The 25,772-nt window shown below is 64.7% G+C and carries 23 protein-coding genes; 10 read left to right on the top strand and 13 right to left on the bottom strand.

Features of this window, described 5'->3' with window-relative positions; translation table 11 throughout:
- Positions 1-77 precede the first annotated feature (77 nt).
- On the top strand, positions 78-1,172 hold the full coding sequence (locus tag J2Y63_RS23170) for an ABC transporter ATP-binding protein (protein ID WP_435268028.1): 1,095 nt from the start codon (positions 78-80) through the stop codon (positions 1,170-1,172).
- Between the two features lie 14 nt (positions 1,173-1,186).
- On the opposite strand, the gene J2Y63_RS23165 is transcribed toward J2Y63_RS23170, so the two are convergent.
- The 4 genes from J2Y63_RS23165 to J2Y63_RS23150 all read right to left on the bottom strand — a co-directional run bounded on the left by J2Y63_RS23165 (position 1,187) and on the right by J2Y63_RS23150 (position 4,188).
- Positions 1,187-1,438 (bottom strand): DUF982 domain-containing protein, encoded by a 252-nt coding sequence (locus J2Y63_RS23165; protein ID WP_435267999.1) that lies wholly within the window; start codon positions 1,436-1,438, stop codon positions 1,187-1,189.
- Between the two features lie 112 nt (positions 1,439-1,550).
- On the bottom strand, positions 1,551-2,633 hold the full coding sequence (locus J2Y63_RS23160; RefSeq protein WP_435267998.1) for an extracellular solute-binding protein: 1,083 nt from the start codon (positions 2,631-2,633) through the stop codon (positions 1,551-1,553).
- 29 nt (positions 2,634-2,662) lie between these two features.
- Positions 2,663-3,328 (bottom strand): TetR family transcriptional regulator C-terminal domain-containing protein, encoded by a 666-nt coding sequence (locus J2Y63_RS23155; protein WP_435268027.1) that lies wholly within the window; start codon positions 3,326-3,328, stop codon positions 2,663-2,665.
- A 41-nt stretch (positions 3,329-3,369) separates the two neighbouring features.
- The gene (locus J2Y63_RS23150) at positions 3,370-4,188 is read right to left on the bottom strand and encodes a class I SAM-dependent methyltransferase (RefSeq protein ID WP_435267997.1); all 819 of its coding nucleotides are present in this window, start codon (positions 4,186-4,188) and stop codon (positions 3,370-3,372) included.
- 163 nt (positions 4,189-4,351) lie between these two features.
- Between J2Y63_RS23150 and J2Y63_RS23145 the strand changes: the two genes are divergently transcribed.
- From J2Y63_RS23145 to J2Y63_RS23130, 4 genes are read left to right on the top strand one after another with little or no spacing between them, the layout of a single operon-like run.
- A complete protein-coding gene (locus J2Y63_RS23145; RefSeq protein ID WP_435267996.1) occupies positions 4,352-5,971 on the top strand; it encodes a phytoene desaturase family protein in 1,620 nt (539 codons plus the stop codon).
- Positions 5,958-7,514: a phytoene desaturase family protein gene (locus tag J2Y63_RS23140; RefSeq protein ID WP_435267995.1), complete on the top strand. Its 1,557-nt coding sequence runs from the start codon at positions 5,958-5,960 to the stop codon at positions 7,512-7,514. Before J2Y63_RS23145 ends, J2Y63_RS23140 begins: the two co-directional genes overlap by 14 nt.
- A 5-nt stretch (positions 7,515-7,519) precedes the next feature.
- Positions 7,520-8,743, top strand: coding sequence for an aminomethyltransferase family protein (locus tag J2Y63_RS23135; RefSeq protein ID WP_435268026.1), 1,224 nt, complete (start codon positions 7,520-7,522; stop codon positions 8,741-8,743).
- Between the two features lies 1 nt (position 8,744).
- Positions 8,745-9,002: a hypothetical protein gene (locus tag J2Y63_RS23130; RefSeq protein WP_435267994.1), complete on the top strand. Its 258-nt coding sequence runs from the start codon at positions 8,745-8,747 to the stop codon at positions 9,000-9,002.
- Here the strand turns inward: J2Y63_RS23130 and J2Y63_RS23125 are convergent.
- The 9 genes from J2Y63_RS23125 to J2Y63_RS23085 form a co-directional block, all read right to left on the bottom strand.
- The gene (locus tag J2Y63_RS23125) at positions 8,972-9,598 is read right to left on the bottom strand and encodes a TetR family transcriptional regulator (RefSeq protein WP_435267993.1); all 627 of its coding nucleotides are present in this window, start codon (positions 9,596-9,598) and stop codon (positions 8,972-8,974) included. The two genes, J2Y63_RS23130 and J2Y63_RS23125, sit on opposite strands and share 31 nt — an antisense overlap.
- Positions 9,599-9,604: 6 nt before the next feature.
- Positions 9,605-12,742 carry a multidrug efflux RND transporter permease subunit gene (locus J2Y63_RS23120; protein WP_435267992.1) on the bottom strand — a complete coding sequence of 1,046 codons (3,138 nt, stop codon included), beginning with the start codon at positions 12,740-12,742 and terminating at the stop codon, positions 9,605-9,607.
- Between the two features lie 11 nt (positions 12,743-12,753).
- Positions 12,754-14,052, bottom strand: a complete 1,299-nt coding sequence (locus J2Y63_RS23115; protein WP_256117090.1) for an efflux RND transporter periplasmic adaptor subunit — start codon at positions 14,050-14,052, stop codon at positions 12,754-12,756.
- Between the two features lie 179 nt (positions 14,053-14,231).
- Positions 14,232-15,233 (bottom strand): ABC transporter ATP-binding protein, encoded by a 1,002-nt coding sequence (locus tag J2Y63_RS23110; RefSeq protein ID WP_435267991.1) that lies wholly within the window; start codon positions 15,231-15,233, stop codon positions 14,232-14,234.
- A gap of 10 nt (positions 15,234-15,243) precedes the next feature.
- Positions 15,244-16,299, bottom strand: coding sequence for a Gfo/Idh/MocA family protein (locus tag J2Y63_RS23105; protein ID WP_435267990.1), 1,056 nt, complete (start codon positions 16,297-16,299; stop codon positions 15,244-15,246).
- The gene (locus tag J2Y63_RS23100) at positions 16,296-17,135 is read right to left on the bottom strand and encodes a carbohydrate ABC transporter permease (RefSeq protein WP_435267989.1); all 840 of its coding nucleotides are present in this window, start codon (positions 17,133-17,135) and stop codon (positions 16,296-16,298) included. Before J2Y63_RS23100 ends, J2Y63_RS23105 begins: the two co-directional genes overlap by 4 nt.
- Positions 17,136-17,150: 15 nt before the next feature.
- Positions 17,151-18,101, bottom strand: a complete 951-nt coding sequence (locus J2Y63_RS23095; protein ID WP_435267988.1) for a carbohydrate ABC transporter permease — start codon at positions 18,099-18,101, stop codon at positions 17,151-17,153.
- 286 nt (positions 18,102-18,387) lie between these two features.
- The gene (locus J2Y63_RS23090) at positions 18,388-19,647 is read right to left on the bottom strand and encodes an ABC transporter substrate-binding protein (protein WP_256117097.1); all 1,260 of its coding nucleotides are present in this window, start codon (positions 19,645-19,647) and stop codon (positions 18,388-18,390) included.
- A gap of 44 nt (positions 19,648-19,691) precedes the next feature.
- Complete coding sequence (locus tag J2Y63_RS23085; RefSeq protein ID WP_435267987.1) at positions 19,692-20,585, bottom strand: N-acetylmuramic acid 6-phosphate etherase; 894 nt, start codon at positions 20,583-20,585, stop codon at positions 19,692-19,694.
- Positions 20,586-20,782: 197 nt separating this feature from the next.
- On the opposite strand from J2Y63_RS23085, the gene J2Y63_RS23080 reads away from it, so the two are divergent.
- From J2Y63_RS23080 to J2Y63_RS23060, 5 genes are all read left to right on the top strand, one after another.
- The gene (locus J2Y63_RS23080; RefSeq protein ID WP_435267986.1) at positions 20,783-21,667 is read left to right on the top strand and encodes a BadF/BadG/BcrA/BcrD ATPase family protein; all 885 of its coding nucleotides are present in this window, start codon (positions 20,783-20,785) and stop codon (positions 21,665-21,667) included.
- Positions 21,664-22,428, top strand: coding sequence for a GntR family transcriptional regulator (locus tag J2Y63_RS23075; protein WP_435267985.1), 765 nt, complete (start codon positions 21,664-21,666; stop codon positions 22,426-22,428). The genes J2Y63_RS23080 and J2Y63_RS23075 overlap by 4 nt, the downstream gene beginning before the upstream one ends.
- Before the next feature lie 26 nt (positions 22,429-22,454).
- Positions 22,455-23,477 (top strand): SIS domain-containing protein, encoded by a 1,023-nt coding sequence (locus J2Y63_RS23070; RefSeq protein WP_435267984.1) that lies wholly within the window; start codon positions 22,455-22,457, stop codon positions 23,475-23,477.
- Entirely contained in the window at positions 23,474-24,634 is a 1,161-nt protein-coding gene (gene nagA, locus J2Y63_RS23065) for an N-acetylglucosamine-6-phosphate deacetylase (RefSeq protein ID WP_435267983.1), read from the top strand. Before J2Y63_RS23070 ends, nagA begins: the two co-directional genes overlap by 4 nt.
- 82 nt (positions 24,635-24,716) lie before the next feature.
- On the top strand, positions 24,717-25,772 hold the full coding sequence (locus tag J2Y63_RS23060; RefSeq protein ID WP_435267982.1) for a dipeptidase: 1,056 nt from the start codon (positions 24,717-24,719) through the stop codon (positions 25,770-25,772).

The raw sequence follows: 25,772 nt of genomic DNA, 5'->3' as shown, positions 1-25,772 counted from the left end.
TTCGTTTGTCTTCTCGGGAAAACCGGTTTCCACTTTTCCCTGACAAACTCTAGGAGCGATCCATGCCCGACCGTCCCATGATCGAGATCCAGAACGTGTCGAAGTTCTACGGCATCTACAAGGCGCTCGACGACGTCTCGCTGACCATCGGCGAAGGCGAGTTCTTCTCGCTGCTCGGCCCCTCCGGCTGCGGCAAGACCACGCTGCTGCGCTCGATTGCCGGCTTCGAGACGCCGACGGCCGGCGAGATCTTTATCGACGGCGCGCCCTCGCTGGCGCTGCCGCCGAACAAGCGGCCGACCAACATGGTGTTCCAAAACTACGCCATCTTCCCCCATCTCGACGTCGCCGAAAACGTCGCTTACGGCCTGAAGCGGCTGAAACTCTCGCCGGAAGACGAGAAGAAGCGCGTCGGCGACGCACTCGACCAGGTTCGCTTGTCCAGCCTCGGGAAACGTAAGGCGCACGAGCTTTCCGGCGGCCAGCGCCAGCGCGTGGCGCTTGCCCGCGCCCTCGTCATGCGCCCGAAGGTGCTGCTGCTCGACGAGCCGCTGTCGGCCCTCGACAAGAAGCTGCGCGAGGAAATGCAAGTCGAGCTGCGCACGCTGCAAAAGGCCGTCGGCATCACTTTCATCCTCGTCACGCACGACCAGTACGAGGCGCTGGCGCTTTCCGACCGTATCGCCGTGATGTTCGGCGGCCGCATCGCGCAAATCGCGACGCCGAAGGAAATCTACCAGCGCCCGCGCACGCGAAAAGTCGCCGACTTCCTCGGCGGCATGAATTTCCTCAAGGCGAAAGTGCTGGGAGAACAGGGCAACGCCGTCTCGGTCGACGCCGCCCGCTTCGGCGCCGTCAATCTCGACAAGCCGCACGGTTTTGCCGCCGAGAACGGCCACGTCACCGTCGGCATCCGCCCGGAACGCCTGCGCCTGCTCTGGGACAACGACCGCGCCCCGCACGAACTCGCCGGCCGCATCGAGAACCGCGCCTATTTCGGCGAAGTCACCCACCTGACGGTCGGCGTCGACGGGCTGGAACAGCCGCTCTCCATGGTCGAGACCAACGATCACGGCGCGGACGACTTGCCGATCGGCGCAGAAATCCGCCTTGCCTACGATCCGGATGCGTTTGTGCTTCTGGCGGAAGATGAAGCCGTGCGGCGGGTCTAAAGCAGACCGCGAATTTACTTCTCGCGGACGAAAACATGCGCCTCGACGGCGGCAGCGATGAAGGCGTTTCTCGCCTCCGATGGCGGCTTCCTACCAGCAAGCACTGCCAAGCACATCTTGCGCGCTTCCTTCAGCTGCCGACCCTTTTCCACGGGCCAGTCGTTCTCCAGCGCCCTTGCCGCTTCCTGTGTGCTGGCGATCGTCCTGTACTGGCCAAGACGGGGCGTTTCGAATGTGATCGGTTTACTCCAGCGTTTCGGGTCCATGACGCAATACCTCACGCAAAACTGAGGCAAGCAAAACGCGGGTAGCTGCGAGACGTTCCAAGAAGATCGGGCTCCCGTCTTCGTCGTTCGAAGCCGGGAGCCCCTCTGCCCCTCAATACCCCGATTTGATCTTCTCGAACTCGGCGATCATCTTCTGCCGCAGTTCCGTCGGGATCGGCGCCTGGAAGAGCGTGTTGGCGACGAAGGATTCGACATCCGCATAGCCCTTGTCGGCAAGGATTTTCGGGTCGACAGCGGCCATGCCCTTGGCGTTGGAATGGCCATAACCCCAGCTTTCCACCATATAGGCGGCAACGGCCGGATCGGTGACGGCGTTCAGGTAGTCATAGGCGAGATCGGGGCTGCCTTCGCCGCCCTTCAGCCGCGAATAGCCGCAGACCCAGGTCGAAAGCCCCTCCGTCGTATCCTTCTTGATCACCACCGGCTGGCCTTCGGCCTGCAGCGTCGTCGCCGTCTCGTTCCACGCCCAGGCGAGATCGACCTCGCCGCTCGCCATCGCCTGGCTGAGATCCGTGTTGTCCGTCCAGTAGAGACGCACGTTCTGGTGCACCGCGCGCAGGAAGGCCGACGCCTCCTGGAACTGTGCATCCGTCATCGCCGTCAGATCCTTGAGGCCGATGGCGAGGCCTGCCAGCGCATAGGCATCATCGACATTGTCGCCGATCGACACGCGGTCCTTGAATTTCGGATCGGCAAAGGCCTTCAGCGAGGCGACTTCTTCCGGCTTCACCGTGTCGGTGCGATAGGTCAGCACCGTGTTGCCCCATTCGAAGGGGATGAACCAGGCCGTGCCGTCCTCGGCCGTCATCAGGTTCTTCATCGACTTGAAGGCCGGCAGCATGTCGTTCCAGGCCGTGAGCTTGGCGGTGTCGAGCGGCTCCAGCAGGCCGGCCTCGCGCCATTTCACGATGCTCTGCGCGCAAGGATGCGCGATATCGGCCTTGAAGCCGGAACGCAGCTTCTGGAAGGCCTCCTCCTCATCGCCGAAGAACGAGAAATCCGGCGAGCCGCCATGTTTTTCCGTATAGGCGGGGTGGAAGGCGGGGTCCTCGTAGCCGGACCAGTCGAAGACGGTGAGCGTATCGGCGGCGAAGGCGGGAAGCGCGGTTGTGAGGGCGAGGAGAGCGGCCAATGCCGCCGTTGTGGTGCGCCTGGCCTTGTTAGCAGTCTTCATGCCGTACTCCTTCCCCGTTTTCGGGTTCCCTATTGTGGTTGTGGTCCTTGGATCGTGAGATGTTTCGGGAAGGCGATCGCGACGAAGGCGATCGCCGCCTCCAGCGCCTTCTCCCGGGTCGTGCCGTCGCCCATCATCAGGCGCAGCCACAGGCCTTCCAGCATGGCGCAGAGCGACAACGCCATCGGCTCCGGCTCGTAGGCATAGTCGCCCTCGGCCTTAAGCTCGGTGCAAAGCGAAATCACGGTTTCCTGGTATTTGACGTCGCGCGCGCCGCAGAGCGCCTGGTAGGTCGGTCGCGACTTCGCCTCGCCCCAGAAGGCGCACCAGGCGGCCAGCTTGCGCTTGGTGCAGATCTTGCGGTCGAAATCCGCGTGCACGATGGCCCACACGCGGCTGGCGACGCTTGGACCGGCCTTTTCCAGCGCGGCATTCCAATGGTCGCCGTACTCTTCCGACATATATTGCAGCGTCGCGATGAGCAGGTTTTCCTTGCTCTCGAAATGGAAGTTGACGATGCCGCGGGAAAGGCCGGCGCCGTCAGCCACGTCGGCGAGCGTGGTGTCAGAATAACCGCGCTTGGCGAGCGAATCGATCGTCGCCTCGATGAGCTGCTGCCGCCTCGTTTCCTTGGAGGCCTTGCGGCCCCGCTTCTCGCCGTCGCCCGAGCCCTGTTCAGCCCCGCCTGCCCGCATCTTCACCGTCACCTTGCCCTTGGGATTTCTGAGCAGCACGGTCACGGGCTCACTCCCGCGGCCGGTTTGCTGCCGCGCAGATGAGTGGGACAATGCTCCCCGCTGTCAAGAACCTTCTGCATGGCCGTCCAGGTTCGGATATTCTTCTCGACATGGGCTTCGCCCACGGCCGCCACCGCGGCGGCATAGAGCGGTCCCTTCAGCCGCGCGAGCTCGTCGCGCGCCACCTCGCGATACCAGGCATTGCGGCTTTCCACCGCGCCATCCACGAACCCCGCCGCCGCCATCGCGCGCAGATAGCGGCGCGACGAGGCCATGCCGAAGCTCAGGCCCTCGGCGGCAATATAGTCCTTCATCTCGGGGCTCGGCTCGCCGTCATGCGCGATCAGCCAGTCGGATGCGGCAAAGACCCCGCCGGGCTTCAGCACGCGAAAAAGCTCGGCAAACAGCGCCTCCTTGTCGGGCACATGGATCATCGCATCCTTGGAGAAGACGACGTCGAATTGCCCGTCGTCGAACGGCAGGCGCCCCGGCGGGCTGGAGACGAAGTGCGCGACGGATGAAAGCCCCGCCGCCGTCGCGGCCGCCCGCGCCCGGTCGATCACCGGCTGCTCGACGTCGTAGCCGACGATGTCGGCGGGCGCATAGGTCCTGGCGATATGCAGCGTGATGCCGCCCGCACCGCAGCCGAAATCGAGAACATGCCGACCTTGCAGCGCGACGCCCGAAAGCACGCGATCAACCTCCGCCGGCCCGCCGGGCGAAAGATAGCCCTCGCCCCACAGCACGCCGAGAAAGCGGATCGCCGCCTCGTCATATTCGGGCTCCAGGGCCGCACCGTCCTCAACCGTCGTCGTCATGGCCTCCGTCACCCTAGCGGCCGCCTGGCCGTGCGCTTATCGATGGGTCGAAATTCTAGCGCATAATCAGGAGATTGCAAGATACTTGCTGAATGATCATTCAGAATCTCTGGACAACATTTTGCTTTTGATGCAGCTTTTAGAAACAAGGGAGACATCGAAAATGCAAAAGTACGACGCCCTGATCGTCGGCGGCGGCCATAATGGGCTGGTCACGGCGTGTTATCTCCAGCGCTCCGGCCTCAAGGTCGCGGTGCTGGAAAAGAATGGGTGGGTCGGCGGTGCCGCGACCAGCCGCGAGCTCACGCCCGGCTTCCTCTATTCCAACTGTTCCTACGTCTGCTCGCTGTTCCGGCCGGAGATCATGCGCGACCTCGAACTGCCGAAACATGGCCTCCAGGTCATCGCCTACGAGGGTGGCGCGGTCTTCACCCGCGACGGCGACTACCTCGCCTCCTACCGCGACCACGACAGCCACCGCCGCGAATTCGCGCGCTATTCGAAGCGCGACGCGGAAGCCTACGAGCGCTACGCTCGCGACGTCACCCGCCAGTGCCGCTTCATCCAGCCGCTCTTGATGCGCACCGCACCCGACCCGTTCAGCTTCCGCCCGCGCGACATTTCCGAGCTGCTCTATCTCGCCAAGAAGTTCGGCGAGTTCAGCCCGCACGAAATGGCCGAGACGCTGCGCTTCTGGACCATGTCGATCTCCGACTATCTCGATGAATATTTCGAGACGGACGTCATCAAGGCCTACCTCGCCCTTTCCGGCATCATCGGCACCGCGCTCGGCCCGATGTCGCCCGGCACGGCCTATGTCCTGCTGCACCACTATATGGGCGAAGTGGACGGCTCGGTCGGCGCCTGGGGTTATGCCCGCGGTGGCATGGGCGCGGTGACGCAGGCCCTCGCCCGCTCCTTCGAGGCTGCCGGCGGCGTGATCCGCACCGATGCCGAAGTCTCGAAGATCCTTGCCCGCGGCGGCCGCACGACGGGCGTCGTGCTCGCCAATGGCGACGAGGTGCGCGCCGATCTCGTCGTCTCGAATGCCGATGTGAAGCGCACCTTCCTGAAGCTCGTCGACGAGGACGCGCTGCCTGGCGACTTCGTCCATCGGGTCAAGCACTTCAAGATGCGCGGCTCCTCCGGCAAGGTGAACATCGCGCTCGATAGCCTGCCGGAATTCCCAGCGCTCCCCGAGGGCTCCTCCTGCATGCGCGGCGACATGCATTTCACCGATTCGATCGAGCGCATGGAGCGCGCCTATGACGACTGGAAGGACGGCCGCTGGTCCGCCGATCCCTTCCTCGACATGGTGATCCCGACGACGCTCGATCCGACCATGGCCTCACCCGGCAAACATTTCATGAGCTGCTTCGTGCAATATTGCCCGCCGAAGGTGGAGGGCCGCGACTGGACAGATGCCGACCGCGACGCCTTCGCCGAAACCGTCATCAGCCAGATCGCCAGCTATTCGCCGGGCTTTCGCGAGCGCATCGTGCATATGGAGGTGCGCACGCCGCGCGAAATCGAGAACGAGGTGGGCCTCACCGAAGGCAACATCTTCCAGGGTGAACTCACCTTCGACCAGCTTCTCTTCAACCGCCCGGTGCCGGGTTATGCCCAGTATCGCAGCCCCATCCACGGGCTCTACATGTGCGGCTCCTCCACCCATCCGGGCGGGGGCGTCATGGGCGCGCCCGGCCGCAACGCCGCCGCCGAAATCCTGCGCGACCTGAAGCGTACCCCCGAACAGATGAGCAAAGCCCATGACGTCATTTGATGCGATCGTTATCGGCGCCGGCCACAACGGGCTCGCCGCCGCCACCCGCCTCGCCAAGGGCGGCCGCAAGGTGCTGGTGCTGGAAGCAGCGAACGAACCGGGCGGCGCGACCCGGGGCCGCGAATTCGCCCCCGGCTTCCGCTCCGCCGGCCTCGCCCATCTCGTCAACCGGCTGGATGCCGAAGTCGCCCGCGACCTCGGCCTCGATCTTGCAGGCGGCGAGACGCTGCTGCCGACGGCCGTTCTCGACGGCTCAGGCAAGGCCGTCGTGCTCAAGGGTGCCTATGGCGAGAGCATCGACGGCGTCTCCGCCGAAGAGGCCGCTGCGTTCGCCGCCATGCGCACGAAGCTCGCCTTCCAGGCCGGCGTGCTGAAGCGTTTCCTGCGCCGCCCGCCGCCGCAGATCGGCGCCATCGCGCTCGGCGATTTCGCGACCTTTGCCGCCGCCGGCCTCGGACTGATCCGCAAGGGCCGCAGCGAAGGCCGCGATTTCCTGCGCATGCTGCTGATGAACGTCGCCGACGTCGCCGACGAATATCTGACCGACGACCGCCTGAAGGGCCTCGTCGCCTTCGACGCGACGCTCGGCGTGCATCTCGGCCCGCGCTCTCCCACCTCGCTGCTCGGCCTCTATTACCGCCTGACCGGCGAGGTCGCCGGCAGGACGGGCGGCCAATATGTGCCCGCCGGCGGCATGGCGAGCGTCGCGCCCGCCTTCGTGCGCGCGGCGGAAAAGGCCGGCGTGACCATTCGCTGTGGCACGCCCGTCGGCCGAATCCTCGCCGACCGCGGCCGCGCGAGCGGCGTCGTCACCCGCGACGGCACGGAAATCACCGCCCCCATCGTCGTCTCGGCGATCCATCCGCAAACCACCTTCCTCAAACTCGTCGACCCCGCCGAAAGCGGCACCGGCTTCGTGCGCTCGGTGAAGAATGTGCGCAGCTACGGCAATGTCGCCAAGCTCGATCTTGCGCTCGACAGTGTCCCGAATTTCGAAGGCCTTCCGGCCGCGGCCCGCAACGGACGCATCGTGCTGGTGCGCTCGATGCAGCAGGTGGAAAGCGCCTTCAACCCGGCGAAATACGGCGAGTTCTCCACCGATCCGGTGATGGAGATAACCTTGCCAAGCCTTGTCGATCCATCGCTTGCGCCCGCCGGCGGCTGCACGCTCTCGGCGCTCGTGCAATATGCGCCCTATCGCCTCAAGGCGGGCTGGGAGGCTGGCAAGCCGGCCTTCCTGAAGGTCGTGCTGGACACGCTGGAGCGTCACGCGCCAGGCATCGGAAAATCCGTCGTCGCCGCCAGCCTGATGACGCCGGTCGATATCGAAGCGGAGTACAATCTGCCCGGCGGCCACTGGCATCACGGCGAATTGCAGGCCGACCAGTTGCTCATCAATCGGCCGACCAGTGCGGCCTCCGGTTACAAAACGCCAATCGAGGGGCTCTATCTCGCGAGCGCCGGCGCGCATCCGGGCGGCGGCATTTCCGGCCTGCCGGGCTGGAACGCCGCGCGCCACATCCTTTCGGGAGCGAAAGCATGAACGCCATGACGAAATCCGCCGCCGAACTGCGCCGCGCCGCCCGCGACCACATCCTTGCTCCCCGCCTGGAAACGCCGTTCCACGACCGGCTAATGGCGCTGAGCGAGGTCAACGACTGGTACAGTTGGGCGGGCTATAAGGCGCCGCATTCGCTGTTCGACAGCGAACTCGAATATTTCGCCATCCGCTCCACCGCCGCCCTCTTCGACATCTCGCCGATGGTGAAATACCGCATCACTGGCGCGGATGCCGAGCGCTACCTCAACCGCCTGACGCTGCGCGACGTACGGAAGCTCGGCGTCAACCGCGTGCATTACACCGCCTGGTGCGACGACCACGGCCATGTGCTGGACGATGGCACGCTCTTTCGCCTCGGCGACCAGGAATTCCGCCTCTGCTGCCAGGAACGCCACCTGCCCTGGCTGCTCGATAGCGCCTTCGGCTTTTCCGTCGATATCCGCGAGGAGACGGAGGAAATCGCCGGCCTCGCCCTGCAAGGCCCCACAAGCCATGCGGTGCTGCGCGACGCCGGCTTCGTCGGCACGGAAAAACTGAAACCCTTCGACATCGCCACCTTCCCGCATGAGGACGGCACGGTGACGATCTCGCGCACCGGCTTCACCGGCGACCTCGGCTACGAACTCTTCGTGCCGCGCGCAAAAGCGCTCTCGCTGTGGGACCGCCTGTGGAATGCCGGGCAGGAACACGCCATCCGCGCGATCGGCTTCGGCGCGCTGGATCAGGCGCGCATCGAGACGGGCTTCATCGTCGCCAATGCGGATTTTGTCACTGCCGAAGGGGCGTTGCGCGCCGACCGGGTGCGCATGCCTGATGAAATCGGCCTGGAATGGCTGGTCGATCCCGACAAGCCGAACTTCAACGGGCGGCGCGCGATCCTCGATGCGCGGCGGAATCAAACTCTGAAGCACATCCTCGTCGGCCTTGAAATCGAAGGGAATATTCCCGCCGAGCATGCCCTCGTCTATCATCGCCAGAAACACGAGGCCGGTCTCGTCACCGCCGCAATCTGGTCGCCGACAGCCAAGCGCAACATCGCGATCGCCAGCCTCGAACGCCCCTACGGCTCGAAGTTCACGGATGACCTGTGGGTAGAGATCTATGCGATGCGGGAACTGAAATACCAGAAGATGATGAAGCGCGCGAAGATCGTGCCGCGGCCCTTCGTCAAGCTCGCCCGCCGCACGGCCACACCGCCCGGCCTCAAGTAAAATGGACGAGGAAACCCGCTGCAACTGGCAGATCATCGCAACACCGCCGGGCGCCGAATGGTCCGGGCGGGCGCGCTATGCGGCGGCGATGTATTTCTGCCAGCGCGGCGAGATGACGCCGGAGGTGCTGGAAATCTACCGCATCTGTTCGCGGCTCGATGCGGAGGATCCCGTTTCGGTGCTCAGGCGCTGGAAGATCGGCGCCGACTGGATCGAGCGGCTGGAGGCCTATCGCGCCGATGGCGCGTGCGAGGCATAGGTTGCAAACAGCCGGTGTAGAGCGTCCTTGCCTTCGCTGGCAATGTCGAACCGGCGGCCGAACAGCAGCCATTCCGAGCACAGCCCCTTGATGACCCAGCGCAGCATGGACGCCGCGGAGCGTGGCGTCCATGCGCCGCCGAGCTTGCCCTGGCCCTCCGCCTTGGCAAAGGCCGCTTCCAGCGCCTGCATATGCTCGTCGTCGAGGTCGTTCTGGCGTTCGGAAATAGCGGCGAATTCGCCGCTGGTATCGCATCGCAGCAGGATCGAGAGGATGCGCTGGCGGTGCTCGTCGGTGGCGAGCAGTTCCAGCCATTCCCGGCCCACCCGCTCCAGAACGCCGAAGACATCCGCGTTCTCCGCCTCCAATTCGCGGGCGATGAGATCTTCCTGCGGCATGGGCAGCGAGTTGTAGAGTTCCAGCACGAGATCCGCCCGATTGGCGAAGTGCCAGTAGATGGCGCCGCGGGTGACCCCCGCGGCGCGCGCCACATCCTCCATGGAGGCGTGTGCGACACCCTTTTCGTAAAAGACCTTTTCGGCCGCCAGCAGGATCTGCTGGCGGGTTTCCTTGGCCTCTGCCTTGGTCCGGCGCATGGCGGCCTACTCCGCCGGGCTTGCGACCGGAGCCGGCTCCTCCTTTTTCTTCTTGCCGTAGCCGAACAGCTTCATCACGAAGACGAAGAAGATCGGCACGAAGAAGATGGCGAGCACCGTGGCAGTGATCATGCCGCCCATCACGCCGGTGCCGATGGCACGCTGGCTGCCCGAGCTTGCGCCGGTCGCGATCGCGAGCGGCAGAACGCCGAGCGTGAAGGCGAGCGAGGTCATCAGGATCGGGCGGAAGCGCAGGTGGCAGGCCTCGATCGTCGCATCGATCAGCGACTTGCCGTCCTCCATCAGTTCCTTGGCGAACTCGATGATCAGGATGGCGTTCTTCGCCGACAGGCCGATGATCGCGATCAGGCCCACCTTGAAGTACACGTCGTTCGACATGTCGCGCAGCGTGACCGCGATGACCGCGCCGATGACGCCGAGCGGCACGACGAGGATGACCGCAAACGGGATCGACCAGCTTTCATAAAGCGCCGCAAGGCACAGGAACACCAGCAAGATCGACAGGCCGACAAGGATCGGCGCCTGCGAACCGGACTGGATTTCCTGCAACGACTGGCCCGTCCACTCGTAGCCGAAGCCCGGCGGAAGCTGGGCGGCGAGCCGCTGCATTTCCGCAATCGCGTCACCGGAGGAGAAGCCGGGCTTCGTATCTCCGCTGAAGCGCACGGCGGGATAGCCGTTGTAGCCGACCGTCTGCGTCGGCGCCATCGTCCACTCCGCGGTCGCAAAGGCCGAGAGCGGCACCATGCCCCCGCTCGAATTGCGCACGTTGAGTTTCAAGAGATCGGCCACCTGCATGCGTTCGTTCTGATCCGCCTGGACCGTCACGCGCTGCATGCGCCCGGCATTCGGGAAGTCGTTGACATAGGTTGAGCCGAGATTGGTCGAGATCGTCGAGTTGATGTCGGCGAAGGTCACGCCGAAGGTGTTGGCCTTCTCGCGATCGATCACGACATTGACCTGCGCCGCATCCGGCATGCCCTCGACGCGCACGCCCGCAACCACATTGCTCTGGGCCGCGAGGCCGAGGAGTTGCGCGCTTGCGGCCGACAGCGCCTGCTGGCCGAGACCGCCGCGGTCCTGCAGACGGAACGAGAAGCCGCCCGTCGTGCCGAGGCCCTGAATCGGCGGCGGCGACAGCGCGAAGCTGATCGCATCCTTGATCTGGCTCATCGCCATGCTGGCGCGTCCGGCGATCGCCTGCGCCGAGTTCTCCGGCCCGCGCTCGCTCCAGTCCTTCAGCGTCACGAAGGCCAGGCCCGCGTTCTGCCCCGAACCGAAAAAGGAGAAGCCGTTGATGCCGACGATCGTTTCGACCGCGGGCTCCTTGCCGAAGATCTGCTCGACCTGGGTCAGCACTTCGTCGGTCCGGTGGCCCGTCGCTTCCGAGGGAAGCTGCATCATGACGATGGCAAAGCCCTGGTCTTCGTCCGGCAGGAACGACGACGGCAGCTTCATGAACAGGTAGCCGAGGCCGGCGAGGATGGCGAGGTAGATCACCATGAACCGGCCGGTGCGGCGGATCAACCAGCTCACGCTGCCGCTATACCCCTTCGACGAGCGGTCGAAACCGCGGTTGAACCAGCCGAAGAAGCCCCGCTTGGTGTGGTGGTGGCCCTTCGGAACCTGCTTGAGGAAGCTGCCCGCCAGCGCCGGCGTCAGCGAGAGCGCGAGGAAGGCGGAGAACAGGATCGAGACGACCATTGTCAGCGAGAACTGCTGGTAGATGACGCCGACCGCACCCGGGAAGAAGCCCATCGGGATGAACACCGAGGCAAGCACCAGCGTGATGCCGATGACGGCGCCGGTGATCTGCTTCATCGCCTTGCGGGTCGCCTCCTTCGGCGGCAGGCCCTCTTCCGACATGATGCGCTCGACGTTCTCCACCACGATGATCGCGTCGTCGACGAGAATGCCGATGGCGAGCACCATGGCGAACATGGTCAGCACGTTGATGGAAAAACCCATCGCGAGCATGACGGCGCAGGTGCCGAGAAGGGCGACCGGCACGACGAGCGTCGGGATGATCGTGTAGCGGATGTTCTGCAGGAACAGGAACATCACGAGGAAGACGAGGCCGACGGCTTCAAGCAGCGTGTGCAGCACCTTCTCGATCGACACCTTGACGAAGGGCGAAGTGTCGTAAGGCGTCGAATATTCGAGGCCCGGCGGGAAGAATTCCGCAAGCTCGTCCATGCGGGCCTTGATCGCCTCGGAGGTCGCCATGGCGTTGCCGGTCGGCGAAAGCTGCACGGCGACGGCGGCCGACGGCTGTCCGTTGAGGCGCGTCGAGAAGGAATAGGTCTCGCCGCCCACTTCGATGCGCGCGACGTCGCGAAGCCGCACGGCAGAGCCATCCGCATTAGCACGTAGCACGATGGCGCCGAATTCTTCCGGCGTCGTCAGCTGGCCCTTGATATTGACCGGGGCCGCGATCTGCTGGGTGATCGGGTTCGGCTGCGCGCCGATGCTACCGGCCGCGATCTGTGCGTTCTGCGCCTGGACGGCAGCGGTGATGTCGGCGGCCGTCAGGTTGAGGCCGAGCATCTTGGCGGGATCGAGCCAGATGCGCATGGAGCGCTGTGTGGCGAACAGCTGCGCGCGGCCGACGCCGGGCACGCGCTGGATTTCGGAGAGGACGTTGCGGTTGACGTAGTCGCCGAGGCTGATGGCATCCATCGAGCCATCGGTGGAAGTCAGCGCGACGATGAGCAGGAAGCCGGAGCCGGCTTCTTCGACCTGCACGCCCTGGCGGCGCACGGAATCAGGCAGGCGCGGCTCGACGCGGCTGACGCGGTTCTGCACGTCGACCGAGGCCTGGCTCGGATCGGTGCCCGGCGCGAAGGTGATGTTGATTTCGGCCGAACCCGAGGCACTCGAGGTCGATTCGAAATAGAGCATGCCCTCGACGCCGTTCAGCTCATCCTCGATGAGCTTGGTGACGCTCTGGTAGGTGTCCTGTGAGGACGCGCCGGAATAGGTCGTCGATACCGTGATCTGCGGCGGGGCGACGTCCGGATATTGCGCGATCGGCAAGAGCGGGATGGAGATGGCGCCGGCGATCATGATGAAGATCGCGACGACCCAGGCGAAAATCGGCCTGTCGATGAAAAAACTGGGCATCGTTCAGATCCTCACTTCGCCGGCTCGGTCTTGGCAGCGTCCTCGCCGCCTTCCGCCTTGCCAGCCTCGTCGGTCTTTGCAGCACCGTCTTCAGCCTTGCCGGCTTCACCGGCCTTGGCAGCATCACCTTCGGCAGCCGGCTGCGAGTCCCTGGCAACCGCGTTCGGGTCCCATTCGGCCGGCACGACCTCGCCGCCCGGCTGAACCTTCTGGAAGCCCTCGACGATGATCTTTTCGCCGTTCTTCAGGCCATCGGTGATGACCCAGTTCGTGCCGGCGGCACGACCGACTCGCACGCTGCGGGTGCCGGCCTTGTTATCGGCGGAAACGACGTAGACGAGCGCGCTGCCCGACGCGTCTCGCTGTACCGCCTGCTGCGGCACGATGACGGCGTCCTTCTCGATGCCCTGCTCGATCTGCACGCGCACATACATGCCCGGCAGCAGGTCGCCGTCCGGATTGGGGAATTCGCCGCGCAGCGTGACCTGGCCGGTCGTCTCGTCGACGGCGGCTTCGGAGAACAGCAGCTTGCCCGGATGCGCATAGGCCGTGCCGTCGTCCAGCACCAGCTTGACCTTCGCGGAATTGTTGTCAGCCATCAGGGCGCCGTCCTGCAACGCCTTGCGCAGGCGGATGAGGTCCGTCGCCGACTGGGTGAAGTCGGCATAGACGGGGTCGAGCTGCTGGATCGTCGCGAGATTTTCCGTGCCGTTGGCCGAAACCAGCGCACCCTCGGTGATCAGCGCGCGCCCGATGCGGCCGCTGATCGGCGCCTTGACGTCGGTATATTCGAGATTGAGCTTGGCGGTCGCCAGGCTCGCCTCGGCGATCGCAACATCGGCATCCGCCTGTGCGAGCTGCGCTACGGCGTCGTCGTAGGTCTGCGCGGAGGCGACATTCGACTTGCGAAGCTGCTCCTGGCGGTCGGCGGTGTTGCGCGCCTGGGCCTGCACGGCCCTGGCGCGGCGCAGCGTCGCCTCGGCGCTGGTGACCTGTACCTGGAACGAGGCTGGATCGATGCGGTAAAGCACATCGCCTTCCTTGACCAGCGAACCTTGCTCGAAGATGCGTTCGATGATGATGCCGGTCGCGCGTGGGCGCACTTCCGCCGTGCGGGTCGCGGCAATGCGGCCCGGCAGGTCGTTGGTGATCGGCACGTCCTCGGCCTTCACGGTGACCACGGCCACCTGCGGCGGCGGAAATGCAGCGCCTCCCTGCTGTGCCTGTTCTTCCTGGCAGCCGGCGAGAATCAAAAGGGCGCCAAAGGTCACAATCGAAATCGGTTTCGCGAAACGCATGGGTTCTTCCATAGGCAGTGCCGGCCGGAATTGGCGGCAGGGTGCTGAAAACATGAAGGTGCGGTGATCACAAGACCACCGCACCGCAACATACAAACAAGGCTGTATGTTAGTTTCTGACGTTTGACAATCGTAGATCACAGCTCGACTTGCCGCAATCCACCCTGATCACCGGATCGTGATGAGGGTCCTCAACGTATCGCTTTGCCGTTCGCATCGAAACGATGCAACTGGCCGGCGCCCGGCGTGGCGAAGACCACATCGTCAACAGCATATTGATGTTCGCCGAACAGGCGGACAGTGAAGAAGCCCACCTTTTCCGATTCGAGATAAACGATCGTGTCGGCGCCAAGATGTTCGACATGCACGGCTTTTGCCTGCCACTCGCCACTGTCGCGCGACAGGGCCAGGTGCTCCGGCCGGATACCGATGGTCTTCGCATCGGCAATACCGAGCCGGCCCGCATCGATGAAGTTCATCGCCGGCGACCCGATGAAACCGGCGACGAAGAGGTTGGCCGGCCGGTTGTAGAGCTCCATCGGCGAGCCGATCTGCTGGATCACGCCGGCATCCAGCACGACGATCTTGTCGGCCAGCGTCATCGCCTCGACCTGGTCGTGCGTGACGTAGATCATCGTCGCCTTCAGTTCGCGGTGCAGCCGGGCGATCTCGAGGCGCGTGTTGACGCGCAGCGCCGCATCGAGGTTGGAAAGCGGCTCGTCGAACAGGAAGAGCTTTGGCTCGCGCACGATGGCGCGGCCGATGGCCACGCGCTGGCGCTGGCCGCCGGAGAGTTCCGCCGGGCGGCGGGCCAGGTATTTGTCTAGCGACAGCATGTTCGACGCCTTGTCGACGCGGCTTTCGATCTCCGCCTTCGGCGTTCCCGCCTGCTTGAGGCCGAGGCCCATATTGTCCTTCACCGTCAGGTGCGGATAGAGCGCGTAGGACTGGAACACCATGGCGATGCCGCGCTTGGCCGGCGGCACGGTCGCCACTTCCGTCCCGTCAATGCTGATCGAGCCGGAGGTCGCATCCTCGAGGCCGGCGATGATGCGCAGAAGCGTCGATTTCCCGCAGCCCGAGGGGCCGACGAAGATGACGAATTCGCCGTCCTGCACGTCGAGGTCGATGCCCTTGATGACATCGACATTGCCGAAGGACTTGCGCACGGATTTAAGTTGAAGAGAGCCCACTGATATCCCCTTAAAGCTTGACCGGTTGGCCGGTTCTGACACTTTCATCGGCCGCGAGGCAGATTTTCAGCGACTGCACCGCATCGTCCATGTGGCGCGAGAGATCGATATCCTCACGGATCGCCTTCAGCACGAAGGCCTGTTCGCGGTCACAGAGTTCCTGGTGGCCGGGCTCGCCCGCCATGCGCAGGTCCTCGTCCGGCGACAGGAACTTGCCGTCCGGGCCGGTGGCCGCATTGTGCAGGCGGATGACCGCCGTCTTGGTGTGCGTATCGATGTCGTCGGACTTGGCGTTCGGGTCCATGACGATCGAGACCGAGCCGTTCGGCGACATGACGTCCTTCACGAAGAACGCCGTTTCCGAGATCATCGGCCCCCAGCCCGCCTCGTACCAGCCGAGCGAGCCGTCGTCGAAAAACACCTGGAGATGGCCGTAATTGTACATGTCCGGCGCAATCTCGTTGGAGAGGCGCAGGCCCATGCCGCGCACCTCGACGGGTTTGGCGTCGGTGATCTGGCACATCACATCGAGATAGTGCACGCCGCAGTCGACGATCGGCGGCGTCGTCTGCATCAGCGCCTTGTGCGTCGCCCAGGTCGGCCCGCTCGACTGCTGGTTCAGGTTCATGCGGAACACGTAGGGGCCGCCGAGCTTGCGCGCTTCCTCTATGAGCCGCATCCAGGACGGATGGTGGCGCAGGATGTAACCGACGATCAGCTTGCGGCCGTTTGCCCGAGCGCAGGCCACGACCCGCTCCGCATCCGTCGTCGTGGTCGCCAGCGGCTTTTCCACGAAGACATGAGCGCCGGCTTCCATCGCCGCGATCGCATATTCGGCATGGCTGTCCGAATAGGTGTTGATCGAGCAGAGTTCCGGCTTCAGCTCCTTCAGCGCCTCGTGGAAGGACGGCAGGATCTCGTAGCCTTCGAGGCCGGCCGGAACCGGAACCTTCGAGCGGTTGACGAGCCCGACGATCTCGAAGCCCGGATTTTCGTGGTAGGCGAGCGCATGGCTGCGGCCCATATTGCCGAGGCCGGCGGAAAGAACGCGAATGGCAGAACTCACTTGACTGCTCCCGAGGTGATGCCGCGGATCAGCTGCCGCGAGAAGATGAAGTAGAGGACGAGGACCGGCAGGATCGCGAGCGACAGGGCCGCGAGCACCGCGTTCCAGTTGGTGACGAACTGGCCGATGAAGATCTGCGAGCCGAGCGTCACCGTCTTGGTGGCCTCGCTCGGCGCCAGGATCAGCGGGAACCACAGGTCGTTCCAGATCGGGATCATCGTGAAGACCGCGACCGTCGCCATGGCGGGCCTGACGAGCGGCAGGACAAGGCGGAAGAAGATCGAATATTCCGAAAGCCCGTCGATGCGCCCGCCATTCTTGAGGTCGTCGGAAACGGTCCGCATGAATTCCGACAGGATGAAGACGGCGAGCGGAATGCCCTGCGCGGTATAGACGAGCACCAGCGCCGTCAGCGTGTTGACCAGCCCCGTCGCCACCATGCCTTGGAGGATCGCGACCGTGCCGAGGCGGATCGGGATCATGATGCCGATGGCGAGGTAGAGCCCCATCAGCATGTTGCCGCGGAAGCGGTATTCCGACAGTGCGAAGGCGGCCATGGCGCCGAACAGCAGCACGAGCGCGATGGAGACCACCGTCACGATGAAGCTGTTCTGGAAGTAGGTCGCAAAATCACCCTGCCCCAGCACCGTCGTGTAGCCCACAAGGTCGAAGGTCTCGAGGGTCGGCACTTGCATCGGATTGCGGAAGATCGCGTTGCGATCCTTCATCGAGTTGATCAGCGTCAGGAACACGGGGAAGATGGAGATCACCGCGTAGCCGATCAGCGCCAGATGGACGAGCCCGGTACGGGTCAGCGAATGGCGTGCTTTGGACATATCCGGCCCTCCCGATCAGAACTGGTAGCGGCGGATGCGCCGCTGGATGACGAAGAGATACAGCGAGACGCCGGCGAGGATGATGAGGAACATGACCGTCGCGATCGTCGCCCCCATCGAGCGGTCGCCGAGCTGGAGCTGGAACCCGAAGAAGGTGCGGTAGAGCAGCGTGCCGAGGATGTCCGTCGCCCCGTCCGGTCCGGCGAGCGCGCCCTGCACGGTATAGACCAGGTCGAAGGCGTTGAAGTTGCCGACGAAGGTGAGGATCGAGATGATGCCGATGGCGGGCAGGATGAGCGGCAGCTTGATCTTCCAGAACTGGCTCCAGCCCGTCACGCCGTCGCATTCGGCAGCCTCGATCACCTCTTCGGGAATGTTGAGCAGCGCCGCATAGATCAGCATCATCGGAATGCCGACATATTGCCAGACCGAGATCAGCGACACGGCGATCAGCGCCGAGTTTGGCTTGCCGAGCCAGGGCGAGAAGAACGACTTCAGGCCGACGAGATCCATCAGGTAGGGCGACACGCCCCAGATCGGCGAGAGGATCAGCTTCCAGATGAAGCCGACGATGACGAAGGACAAAAGCGTCGGCAGGAAGATCGCCGTGCGGTAGAAGGCCGCGAAGCGCAGCTTCGGGATCGACAGCATGGCGGCGAGCGCCACCCCGATCGGGTTCTGCACCAGCATATGGATGATGAAGAAGATGACGTTGTTCTTCAGCGCGTTCCAGAAATCCTCGGACCAGCGCTCGTCGCCGAACAACACCTTGAAGTTGCCGAGGCCCACGAAGGTCGACTGGCCGTCGATCGTGTTGAACAGCGAGAGGCGCAGCGTCTCGATGAGCGGCAGGATCATCACCGCCGAATAGACGATGAAGGCGGGCAGCAGGAAAACGCCGATATGCCAGCGCTTCGGCCGCTTGATCAGCCCTGTTGCATCATGGGAAGAAGGTATGTCGGTCATGGCCCAGCTCGCCCCTCCGGTTCTTGTTCGTTGACGTCCGCATGCACGAACGCCGTGCGCGGCGGTTGTGCCGCACATGACGATTTCAGCATACACGATAGTGCCTGGGTCGCTCCCCGAATTTGCCCTTCGGCACCCTCTGTCCACCGGGACGAAAAGGGATATGGCATGCGCCGGTCGCTTCGAGCAGCACTGCCTCAAATCCCTCCCCCCAAGATCGATGGGGAGAGGGCCGGCGCAGGCATCGCCTGCGCCTCAAGCAGAATTCAGCAGCCGAAACGAAGGCTTACTTGGCCGGCTTGTACCAGCTGTCGAGGCCCTTCTGGAGCTTCTCGCCAGCCACTTCCGGCGTATCCGTGCCGTTGATGACGTTGGCGGATTCCGTCCAGGTCTCGTTTTCGAGGTTCGGCGTGCCACGCGACAGGATCTGGTAGGTCGAGCGGATCGACGGCTGGCACTTTTCACGCCAGGAGACGAATTCCTGGGCAAGCGGATCGGCCATCTTCACCGCCGTCGAATTCAGGCTGAAGAAGCCCGGCAGCGAGTTGGCGTAGATGTCGGCGAATTCGGGCGACGCGATGAAGGTCAGGAGCTTCTTTGCGGCTTCCGAATTGGCGCTCTTGGCATTGAGGCCGACGCCGATGTCGTTGTGGTCCGAGATGTAGCAGGTGTCGCCGGCATTCTTCACCGGCGGCGGGAAGGCGCCCATCTTGAACTGTGCCTGGGTGTTGAACAGGCCGATTTCCCACGAGCCGGCCGGATAGATGGCAGCGCGGCCGAGCGTGAAGAGGTTCTGGCTGTCCGGATAGGTCTGGGCTTCGAAGCCGTCGCCGAGGTAGTCCTTCCACTTGGCCAGCACGCGGTAGGGCTCGACCCAGCCTTCGTCGGTCAGCTTCTGCTCGCCCTTGATCAGCGCCTTGCGGCCTTCCTCGCCCTTCCAGTAGGTCGGGCCGATGTTCTGGTAGCCCATGGTCGCGGCTTCCCAGAGGTCCTTCGTGCCCATGGCGAGCGGAATGAAGTTGCCGTCGGCCTTGATCTTGTCGAGGGCAGCGAAGAATTCGGCTTCCGTTGCCGGAACCGCGATGCCGAGCTGGTCGAAGGCATCCTTATTGTAGATGAAGCCGTGGATGACCGAGGCCATCGGCACGCAGAACGACGTCGCGCCATCGTCCGTCGTCCAGGCGGACTTGGCGACGTCGGAGAAGTTTTCCATGCCCGGCAGGTCGTTCAGGCTGGCAAGATGACCCTTGTTGAAGAGTTCCAGCGAAGCGTCGAACGGACGGCAGGTGATGAGGTCGCCTGCCGAGCCGGCATCGAGCTTGGCGTTCAGCGCGGCGTTGTATTCGGTCGGCGCGGTCGGCGAGAAGACGACCTTGATGCCGGGGTTCTTCGCTTCGAAGGCCGGGATGATCTTTTCCTGCCAGATCGACAGGTCGTCGTTGCGCCAGCTTTCGATGGTGAGCGTCACGTCCTGCGCCTGCGCGAGCCCGGCCGTGCCGAGAATGCTCGTGGCAAGGAGCAGCCCCTTGATTGCGTTGCGTGTCATTTCATTCTCCCCTTTTATGCGCCGCAGCGCGTTTTGAGACCATGTTATCCGAGAGCCTTGAGGGCGCGCCGGAGGCTTTGCCCCGACCGCTCCAGCACCGCCGCGGCGACGCTGGCGTCCTCTACCCCCGCGGCGAGCAGGACGGCCGTCTTGACCGAGCCTTCGGAACGCGCAAGCAGGCGTTCCGCCTCGTCGAGCCCGACACCGGAAATGTCGGACACGATGCGGCAGGCCCGCCCCTTCAGCTTGATATTGTCGGCCTTGAGATTGACCATGTGGCCATCGTGCACATGGCCGAGATGCACGCCGACCAGCGTGGAAAACAGGTTGAAGGCGATCTTCTGGGCCGTGCCCGCCCCCATGCGCGTCGAGCCGGAAATCACCTCCGGCGGCGTCTGCAACAGGATCGAGACATCGGCGCCATCGAAAAGGGCGGCACCCGAATTGTTGGCCAGCGCCACGACGGAGGCGCCCTTCTCCCGCGCATAATCGGCGATCGCCAGAACATAGGGCGTGCTGCCGCTAGCGGAAACGGCGATCACGCAGTCTCCCGCACCGATCGAAGCGGCAGAGGCGTCGTTGAAGGCAAGGTCGCGGTCGTCCTCATAACCGCCGGCGAGATCTTCGAGGCTCGCAGCGCCGCCAGCCAACAGGATGACGATGCGATCACGGGCGATGCCGTAGGTGCCGGGAAGTTCGAGCGCATCGGCCATGGCCATCAGGCCGGAGCTGCCGGCGCCCACATAGACGAGGCGCCGGCCGGCCAGAATCGCATCGGCGGCGAGACGCGCCGCGGCGGCGATATCGGCGAGCGCGGCATCGACCACGGCAGCCGCGGCCTTCTGCGCATCGGCCAGCACTTTCAGGACATCGACGGGCTGGCGCTCGTCGAGCCCGCTTGCCTGATCATGCCTGCCCTCGGTCCTGCCTGCAGTCATCGCCATATCTCCTCTGCCCGAAATTAATGCCAAAAAAATACCAATTGTCCATAGGAAATTAATTTTTGAGACCACTTTTTTGGCCTTCAATATTTTTATTATGTAAAATCAATAATTTGCAAGAAAGCTTATTTTCGATACCACCATACCCCTTGGTTAATGGTATTTTTTTGGTATCGTTGTCTCCGGAGGTGCCCATGACGGATTACATTCTCGGTATCGACGGGGGAGGAACGAGTTGCCGTGCCGCGGTCGCAGACCCGCATGGCGTCATTCTCGGCCGCGGCAAGAGCGGCGCGGCGAATATCCTGACCGACCCCAACAATGCGATCATTTCCATCACGGAAGCCGCCAAGGCCGCCTATCGCGATGCCGGATTCGACGAGACCGGTGTGACGGGCGCCTCCGCCTTTCTCGGCCTTGCCGGCACCAATGTCGGCGATCTAACCCGTTATGTGCACGACCGCTTACCCTTCCGTCATACGGACATCGATTCCGACGGCCTGATCGCCCTCCAGGGCGCGATCGGCGACGAGAACGGCGCGGTGGCGATCCTCGGCACCGGCTCCATCTATATGGGGCGCAGGAACAATGTGGTGCGCTATATCGGCGGCTGGGGTTTTACCGTCGGCGATCTCGGCGGCGGCGCGCGTATCGGCCATGCCCTGTTGCAGGAAGCGCTGCTCGCCCATGACGGCGTCATTCCCCGCTCGGGCGTCACGGATGCCGTGCTGGACGAGTTCAAGCATGATCCGCGCGGCATCGTCGAATTCGCCCGTCTCTCCAAGCCCGGCGATTTCGGCCGCTACGCCCCTTTGGTCTTCGACCATGCCCGCCAGGGCGACCCGCAGGCGATCGCCATCGTCAAGGCGGGTGCCGCCTCGGTGAACGCCTCCCTCGACGCCATCATGGCGCTTGCCGGCGCGCCGCGCCTCTGCCTGCTCGGCGGGCTGGCACCGCTCTATCCGGAATGGCTGTCCGAGCGGCACCGGTCGATCCTGGTGGAGGCCGAAGCGGATGCCCTGACAGGCGCCGTGGCACTTGCCGCCAACCGATATAGACAGCGCACGGGAGCCGCATGAGCACGCCCCTCGCCGCGATCCTCACTCCGGAAAGCCTGCAATCGGGCGTGCCCGGCCCGCTCTACCTGAAACTGCGCCAGACGCTGGAAGACGCGATCACCTCCGGCAAGCTGAACCACGGCGATGCGCTGCCGGCCGAACGCGACCTCGCCGACCACGCCAATGTCAGCCGCGTCACGGTGCGCAAGGCCGTCGACGACCTCGTCAAGGATGGCCTGCTCGTGCGCCGACACGGCTCCGGCACCTTCGTCGCAAAACCTGTCGCCAAGGTGCAGCAGTCGCTCTCCCGCCTCACCTCCTTTACCGAGGACATGGCGCGCCGCGGTCTCACGACCAAGGCTGAATGGCTCGACCGCGGCCTGTTCCACCCCTCGCCCGACGAGATGATGATGCTCGGCCTGCCCGCCGATGCGCTGGTCGCCCGCCTCGGCCGCCTACGCGTCGCCGACGACATGCCGCTCGCCATCGAGCGCGCCTGCATCTCGGCAGAATTCCTGCCGGATCCGTTGCAGGTGCAGGGTTCGCTCTATACGGCGCTGGAAAAGCGCGGCTGCCGGCCGGTGCGCGCGGTGCAGCGCATTTCCGCCTACAACATGAAGGACCCCGATGCCGCCATGCTCGGCGTGCCCGCCGGATCGGCGGGGCTTTCCATCGAGCGGGTCTCCTATCTTCGTTCCGGCCGGGTCGTCGAATTCACCCGGTCGATCTATCGCGGCGACGCCTACGATTTCGTCGCCGAACTGACGCTTTCCGAGACGTAAGCGTCCAAACAGACAAAGGTAATGCCATGCAGACCAACATGCGGAAAGAAATCAACGAGATCCCGGAAGCGGCGGCCCGCCTGCTGGCCAACTCCGCCAGCGCCATCACGGCGGCCGGCAAGGCGCTGCGCGAACGCGACCCGCAGTTCTTCGTGACCGTCGCCCGTGGCTCGTCCGACCACGCCGCCCTCTTCCTGAAATATGCGATCGAACTCACCGCCGGACGGCCGGTCGCCTCCCTCGGCCCGTCGCTCGCCTCCATCTACGGCGCCAGGCTGAAGCTCGGCGGTGCTGCCGCCATCGCCATCTCCCAGTCCGGCAAGAGCCCGGACATCGTCGCCATGGCGGAGGGCGCCACGAAGGGCGGCGCGATCTCGATTGCGCTCACCAACACGCTGCCCTCGCCGCTGGCGGACGCCTGCCTGCATTCGCTCGACCTCTCGGCCGGCCCGGAAATCAGCGTCGCCGCCACCAAATCCTACGTGAACTCCATCGTCGCCGGCCTTGCCGTGCTCGCCGAATGGACGGGCGACACCGACCTCGACCGCGCCGTCAAGAACCTGCCGGAACAGTTCGCCAAGGCCGTGGCGCTCGACTGGAGCGAGCTTGCCGGCGACCTCAAGGACGCCCAGTCGCTTTACGTGCTGGGCCGCGGCCCGGGCCTGGCGATCGCCAGCGAGGCGGCGTTGAAGTTCAAGGAAACCTCCGGCATGCATGCCGAGGCCTACTCTTCCGCCGAAGTGCTGCACGGCCCGGTCGCCCTCGTCGGCCCGTCCTTCCCGGTCGTGGCCCTTGCCGCCCGCGACGCGGCGGAAGCCTCCGTCACCGGCATGGCCGACAGCCTCGCCGACCGCGGCGCCTATGCCGGCGTCACCGCCGCCGGTGCGAAAAGCGCGCGCAAACTGCCCTTCGTCGCGACCGGCCACCCGATCACCGATGCGCTCGCCCTCATCGTGCCCTTCTACGGCTTCGTCGAAGCCTGGTCGCGCGGCCGCGGCCTCGATCCCGACAAGCCGGTCAACCTCAAGAAAGTGACGGAAACCCGATGACTGCGCGCACCGCCATTACCGGCGCCCGGATTTTCGACGGCGATCTGTGGCATGATGACAGCGCGCTCCTGATCGACGGCGGCAAGGTCGCCGGCATCGTCGCGCGGAAAGAGGTGCCGGGCGATGCCCGCATCGTGCCTATGGACGGGCTGTCGCTCGTCCCCGGCTTCATCGACCTCCAGGTCAATGGCGGCGGCGGCGTGCTGCTGAACGAACGGCCGGACCTCGAAGGCATCCGCACGATCTGTGCCGCCCATGCCCGCTTCGGCACGACCGCACTGCTGCCGACGCTGATCACCGACAACCGCGCGGTGACCGCCGAGACGATCGCCGCCGGCCTTGCGGCCCGCAAGGCGAACGTGCCCGGCTTCCTCGGCCTGCATCTCGAAGGCCCGCATCTCTCCGTCGCGCGCAAGGGCGCCCACGACCCGCAGCTGATCCGCCCGATGGAGCAGGCCGATCTCGACCGCACCATTACGGCGCGCCAGGGCCTCGAAGCGCTGCTAATGACGCTCGCGCCGGAAAACGCCAGCAACGCGCAGATCGCGGCGCTCAAGGCCGCCGGCGTCACCGTCAGCCTCGGCCACTCGGATTGCGGCTACCGCACGGCCGCTGCCGCCGTCGAGGCGGGCGCCAGCATGATGACCCACCTCTTCAACGCCATGAGCCCGCTCGGCCATCGCGAACCCGGCATGGTCGGCGCCGCATTGGACCTCGGCCACCTCAATGCCGGCCTAATCGCCGATGGCTTCCACGTCGATCCCGCCTCGATCGGCGTCGCATTGCGGGCAAAACGCGGCCCCGGCCGCATCTTCCTCGTCACCGACGCCATGTCGACCATCGGCACCGACATGACGAGCTTCTTCCTCAACGGTCGCGAGATTTTTCGCGAGGGCGGGCGCCTGACGCTGGCCGACGGCACGCTGGCCGGCGCCGACATCGACATGGCCTCCTGCATCCGCTTCATGCGCGACCACGCCGGCATCGGCCTGGAGGAAGCGTTGCGCATGGCTTCGCTCTACCCGGCGGAAGCCATCGGCATGACCGGCCGCAAGGGCCGCCTCACCCATGGCCACGATGCGGACTTCGTCGTCATCGGCCGCGATGTCGACGTCGTCTCCACCTGGATTGCCGGCACGCCGATCTTCGCCGCCTGAGAGCGACCGCCATCGCCTTGCAGGCATCGGCGGAATCGGTTCTACCCAACCGATCGGATGCGTTTCTTTTTCGGAGCGGCACATGCAATTGATCTTCGACGGCCATAACGACGTTCTCCTGCGCCTTTGGGAAAACGCGCAAAAGGGAGCCGACCCGATCGCCGAATTCGTCGAGGGCACGGACAAGGGCCATATCGACGCGCCCCGCGCCCGCAAGGGCGGCCTGGCCGGCGGATTCTGCGCCATGTTCATCCCGCCGAAGGAAGACTATCCGGCCCGCGAGGTGGACCAGAACGGCCATTACAGTGTCCGCATGGTCGGCCCGCGCGATCAGGCCGAGGCGCTGAAGATCGCGCTTGAAATGACGGACATCGCCTCAAGGCTGGAGCAAGCCGGCGGCCTCGCCATCTGCCGCTCCACGGCAGACATCCGCGCCGCGATGGACAACGGCCGCTTCGCCGCCGTCCTCCATATCGAGGGCTGCGAGCCGATTGCCGAGGATCTCTCGAACCTCGAAACCTTCCATGCCAAGGGCCTGCGCTCGCTCGGCCCCGTCTGGAGCCGCCACAACCTGTTCGGCCATGGCGTGCCCTTCGCCTTCCCCTCCTCGCCCGATACCGGCCCCGGCCTCACCGATGCCGGCTTCGAGCTGATCAAGGCCTGCGACCGCCTCGGCATCATGATCGACCTCGCCCACATTACCGAACGAGGTTTCTGGGACGTCGAGCGCACCAGCACCCAGCCGCTCGTCGCCACCCATTCCAATGCGCACGCGCTGACGCCGATCTCGCGCAACCTCACCGACCGCCAGCTCGACGCGATCCGCGAGCGCAAGGGCATTGCCGGCCTCAACTACGCCACCACCATGCTGCGCGCCGACGGCCTCGAAAATGCCGATACGGCCCTCTCCGACATGGTGCGCCACATCGACCATATGGTGGAGCGCATGGGCATCGACTGCGTGGCGCTCGGCTCGGATTTCGACGGCGCCACCATCCCCGCCGCCATCGGCGACGCCAGCGGCAACCAGGCGCTCGTCGAGGCGCTGCGTGGCGCCGGCTACGGCGAGGACGACCTTGCAAAACTCTGCCGGGAAAACTGGCTGCGGCTCCTGAAAACCGTCTGGCGCGAAGCCTGA

The sequence above is a fragment of the Shinella sp. BE166 genome (assembly GCF_051201095.1).
Classification (GTDB): domain Bacteria; phylum Pseudomonadota; class Alphaproteobacteria; order Rhizobiales; family Rhizobiaceae; genus Shinella; species Shinella lacus.
The sequence above is the reverse complement of the archived record's forward strand: the minus strand, read 5'-3'. Positions and strand labels throughout refer to the sequence as shown.